Source organism: Streptomyces sp. CO7, assembly GCF_053474865.1.
The window spans coordinates 566,682-570,537 of sequence record NZ_JBRIOU010000005.1; the positions used below are offsets into that span (position 1 = coordinate 566,682).

The window sequence follows — 3,856 nt, forward strand, 5'->3', positions numbered from 1 at the left end:
CCCGGGCCGCCCCCGCCCCGGGGGCCCCCGCCGGCACGGCGGGGAGCCGGGCGCCCGCCGGGTGGTAGACCTCGATGGTGGATGTCAGCACGTACCGGCGGGTGCGGCCGCCGAACACGCGGGCGGCGACCGCGGCCTGCACCGGCGTGTAGCAGACCTGGTCGACCACCACGTCGAAAACGCGGTCGCCGAGCGCCGCGTCCAGGGCCGCCTCGTCGTCCCGGTCCGCCACGACGTGATCGGCCCCGGACGGCGGGGCGGCGGAGCCCCGGTTGACGACGGTGACCTGATGGCCGTCCGCCAGGGCGCTCTCCACCAGGAGCCGCCCGAAGTAACGATTTCCGCCGATGACACAGATTCTCTCGCTCATGCCCCCACCCTGGAGGCCCGGCGTCATCGGCAGAAGTACCGGTCGGCTGGTCGGGTGTTAAGGAGAACTGTTGATGAAGGAGAACTGTTGATGGACGTGCACCGGCTCCGCGTCCTGCGGGCAGTCGCGGAACACGGCAGCTTCAACCGGGCCGCCGCCGCGCTGCGCCTGACGCCCTCGGCCGTCTCGCAGCACGTGGCCGCGCTGGAGCGGAGCCTCGGCGCCCAGGTGGTCGTCCGCAGCACGCGGGGCGTCACGCTCACCCGGTCCGGCCGGATCATGGTCGGTGCCGCGGAGTCGGTGGCGGCGGAACTGGAACACGCGCGGCGCGAGGTCGACCGGCTCAGCACCGGGCGCACCCGGCTGACCGTCGCCACCTTCACCAGCGGCGGCAGGCTGCTGCTCCCCGGCGCGCTGGCGGCGCTCTCGGCCGCCCGGCCCGGCGTGGAACTGCACGTGCGGGAGTGCGAGCCCGCGGACAGCCTGCCCCTGCTGCGGGAGGGCACCGTGGACCTCGCGCTCGCCTACCACTTCGACGGCCCGCTGCCCGGAGGGCCGGGCCGCGGCGTCCGCTGGACCCCGCTGCTGGAGGACCCGCTCCACCTCGTCCTGCCGGAGACCCACCCGCTGGCCGGCCGCGACGCACTGGACCTGGCCGAACTGGCCGACGAACCATGGGTGCTGGGCTGTCTCACCACCGAGGCCTACCTGCGCCGTCACGCCGAGCGGGCCGGCTTCGCACTGCGGCTGCGCGGCACGACGACCGACTACTTCTTCGCCCGCTCCCTGGTCGCCGCGGGCGTGGGCGTCTCGCTGATCCCCTCCGTCGCCCTCGCGCCCGAGGTGGCGGGCGTCCGCACCGTCCCGGTCCGCGCTCCGGCCCCGACCCGCCACATCGGCGTCGCCGTCCTCGGCCGCCGGCACGACCACCCCGAGGTGTCCCTCCTCGTCACCGCCCTCGAGGAGCAGGCCCGCACGCGGTGAAGGTTCCTCTCAGTCGCGGTCGCTGACGGCCAGGTGAGCCCCCAGGCCGATCATGGTCAGCCCCGACGCGCCGCCGAGGGCGGACAGGCGGCGCGGCGAGCCGGCGAGCCACCCGCGGGCCGTGCCGGCGAGGACGCCCCAGACGGTGTCGGAGAGGAGCGCGACCAGGACGCACAGGAGCCCGAGCAGCAGCAACTGCATCCGCACGTTCCCGGCGGCGGTGTCCACGAACTGCGGCAGCACCGCGCCGAAGATCAGCACGCCCTTGGGGTTGCTGACGCCGACGACGAAGCCCTCGCGGAGGATCCTGCCCGTCCGCGCCGCGGCGGGCCGGGCGTCCGCCCCGTCCTCCGGGATCAGCGAACCGCGGGACTGCCAGGTCCGCACGCCCAGGTACACGAGGTACAGCGCGCCGGCGCACTTCACCAGGGTGAAGGCGAGCTGGGAACGTTCGAGGAGTTCGCCCAGGCCGAGCACGACGGCCGCCACCTGGACCAGCAGCCCGAGCTCGTTCCCCACGGCTGTGGACACGGCGGCCCGGCGGCCCAGCGCGACGCCCCGGCTGACGACGAACAGGACGCTGGGCCCGGGCACGGCGATCAGCACCGCCACGACGGCGAGGAGGGCGACGAGACGGTCCGGTGACGGCACCGGGCCACGCTACGACGCCCGGCATGCCGTGGGGGAGACGCTTCCCGGCCGTCCCGGCCGCCCTGGCCTTCCCGGCCGAAGGGGAGGGCTCAGACCTTCTCGAGGGGCCGGTGCGGCTCGGCGGGGAGGGTGACCGTGATGGTGTCGCCGGGGCGGACGACGCCGCCGGTGAGGACCACGCCCATGACGCCCGCCTTGCGGATCACCTCGCCGTGCTCGTCGCGGCCCACGACCTGCCGCAGCAGGCCCCGCTGGTAGTTGTCGATCTGCAGGCAGGGGTTGCGCAGCCCGGTCACCTCGACGACCGCCTCCTCGCCGAGCCGCAGCAGCGTGCCGGTGGGCAGGCCCAGCAGGTCCACGCCACGGGTGGTGACGTTCTCGCCCATCTCACCCGGCGCCACCACGTAACCGGCCGACACGACCTCGTCGAACAGCTCCGTGTGGATGAGGTGCACCTGCCGGAGGTTCGGCTGCGTCGGATCCTGCGCGACGCGCGACCGGTGCTTCACGGTCACGCCCGCGTGGGCGTCGCCCTCCACACCGAGCCCGGCGAGCAGAGTGATGCTCTCCTCGTTGGGCTTGGTGAAGGTGTGCTCCTTGCTCCGGCTGACGGCGACTACGGTTCCGGTCACGGTCTCCCCTTGTTCGGCACGATGCTCGGGGAACAGCCAAGTTGAGCGGAGGGGAAAGGTCAATGGGAGTCTTCGCCGAGGTCAGGGGTTTCCTCCAGGGTGACGGCCGCCAGGTGGAGGAGATCCGGCGGATCGTGACCGCCGACCGGCCGGACTTCCCCTACCGGGGCGGCTGGGCCTTCCCCGGGCGGAGCTACAACTGGGGCGCCTACGTCTTCTACGGCGCGAGCATCCGCGCTTCCGCCCTGGAGGACGTCCTGGCGCAACTGCGGACGGTCGCCCGGATCCCCGCCTCGGACGAGGACGGGGACCGGGTCACCGGGTGGTTCCTGGTGAGCCACGAGACGGACGGCCCCGGCGAGTGGCAGGTCCGCGACGGGGACGTGCACGTCGGCCCGGCGCGCCGGGACCTGGAATACCTCGACGGCTACACCGCCGGGTGACCGCTTCGACGCGGCGGTGGCGCCGCCGGGCGAGCCGCCCGGGCGGGCGGTGACGCGGGAGCCGGGCGCCGGACCGCCCGCCGGGTGCCGGCCCGGCCCCTCCCGTGCGGGGGCCGGGCCGGGTCAGGAGGTGCGGCAGACCGTGCCGTTCAGCGTGAAGGCCGTCGGGGCCGGGTTGGCCCCGTCGTTGGCGCCGACGAACCCGAAGGTGGCGGTGGAGCCGCCCTTCGGGGCGAGTTCCCCGTTCTGCCCGTTGTCGGTCACGTGGACCTTGGTCCCGGAACTGGAGACCTTCGCGTTCCAGAAGCTCTGGACGGACTGGCCGGTGGAGGGCCAGGCGAAGTCCAGGCTCCAGCCGTTGATCGCGGTGTCGGCGAGGTTGGACACGGTGACCGTGGCGACGAAGCCGTTGCCCCAGCCGGCGTCCACCCGGTAGCTGACCAGACAGCTGCTGTCGCGCGGCGCGGTGGTCGCGAAGGTCAGCGGCACGGACGGGCGGGAGAGCCGGCCGTCGGCGTCACGGGCGAGGACGTTGACGGTGTGCTCGGAGCCCGGCGGCAGGTTCCGCACGGTCGCCGAGGTGGAGGTCGAGGTCGCCAGCAGCTGGGCGTTCGTGCCCAGGCGCTCGTACACCTCGTAGCGCACCGCCTTGCCGCTGCTCGGCGCGGACCAGCTCAGCGTGGCGGTGGAGCTGTCCACCGCGGTGACCTTCGGCGCGCCGGGGGCGCCGACCGAGGCGGCCGCCGCGTGCGGAGAGACGGTCACCGTGGTGATCG

At 74.1% G+C, this 3,856-nt stretch carries 6 protein-coding genes; 2 read left to right on the top strand and 4 right to left on the bottom strand.

Features of this window, described 5'->3' with window-relative positions; genetic code table 11:
- Positions 1-370, bottom strand: a 370-nt coding sequence (locus ACOV8S_RS21060; RefSeq protein ID WP_448319372.1) for an NAD-dependent epimerase/dehydratase family protein, incomplete at its 3' end; no start/stop codon positions are given.
- A gap of 87 nt (positions 371-457) precedes the next feature.
- Between ACOV8S_RS21060 and ACOV8S_RS21065 the strand changes: the two genes are divergently transcribed.
- Positions 458-1,354, top strand: coding sequence for a LysR family transcriptional regulator (locus tag ACOV8S_RS21065; protein ID WP_448319373.1), 897 nt, complete (start codon positions 458-460; stop codon positions 1,352-1,354).
- Between the two features lie 9 nt (positions 1,355-1,363).
- Here ACOV8S_RS21065 and ACOV8S_RS21070 read toward each other — a convergent pair whose 3' ends face one another.
- Together ACOV8S_RS21070 and ACOV8S_RS21075 are read right to left on the bottom strand one after the other, a co-directional pair.
- Entirely contained in the window at positions 1,364-2,005 is a 642-nt protein-coding gene (locus ACOV8S_RS21070) for a LysE family translocator (protein WP_448319374.1), read from the bottom strand.
- A gap of 89 nt (positions 2,006-2,094) precedes the next feature.
- Positions 2,095-2,637, bottom strand: coding sequence for an MOSC domain-containing protein (locus tag ACOV8S_RS21075; protein ID WP_448319376.1), 543 nt, complete (start codon positions 2,635-2,637; stop codon positions 2,095-2,097).
- Between the two features lie 62 nt (positions 2,638-2,699).
- Here ACOV8S_RS21075 and ACOV8S_RS21080 point away from each other — a divergent pair, with 62 nt between their 5' ends.
- Positions 2,700-3,080 (top strand): hypothetical protein, encoded by a 381-nt coding sequence (locus ACOV8S_RS21080; protein WP_448319378.1) that lies wholly within the window; start codon positions 2,700-2,702, stop codon positions 3,078-3,080.
- Between the two features lie 123 nt (positions 3,081-3,203).
- Here the strand turns inward: ACOV8S_RS21080 and ACOV8S_RS21085 are convergent.
- The coding region (locus ACOV8S_RS21085; RefSeq protein WP_448319380.1) for a cellulose binding domain-containing protein at positions 3,204-3,856 on the bottom strand (653 nt) is incomplete at its 5' end.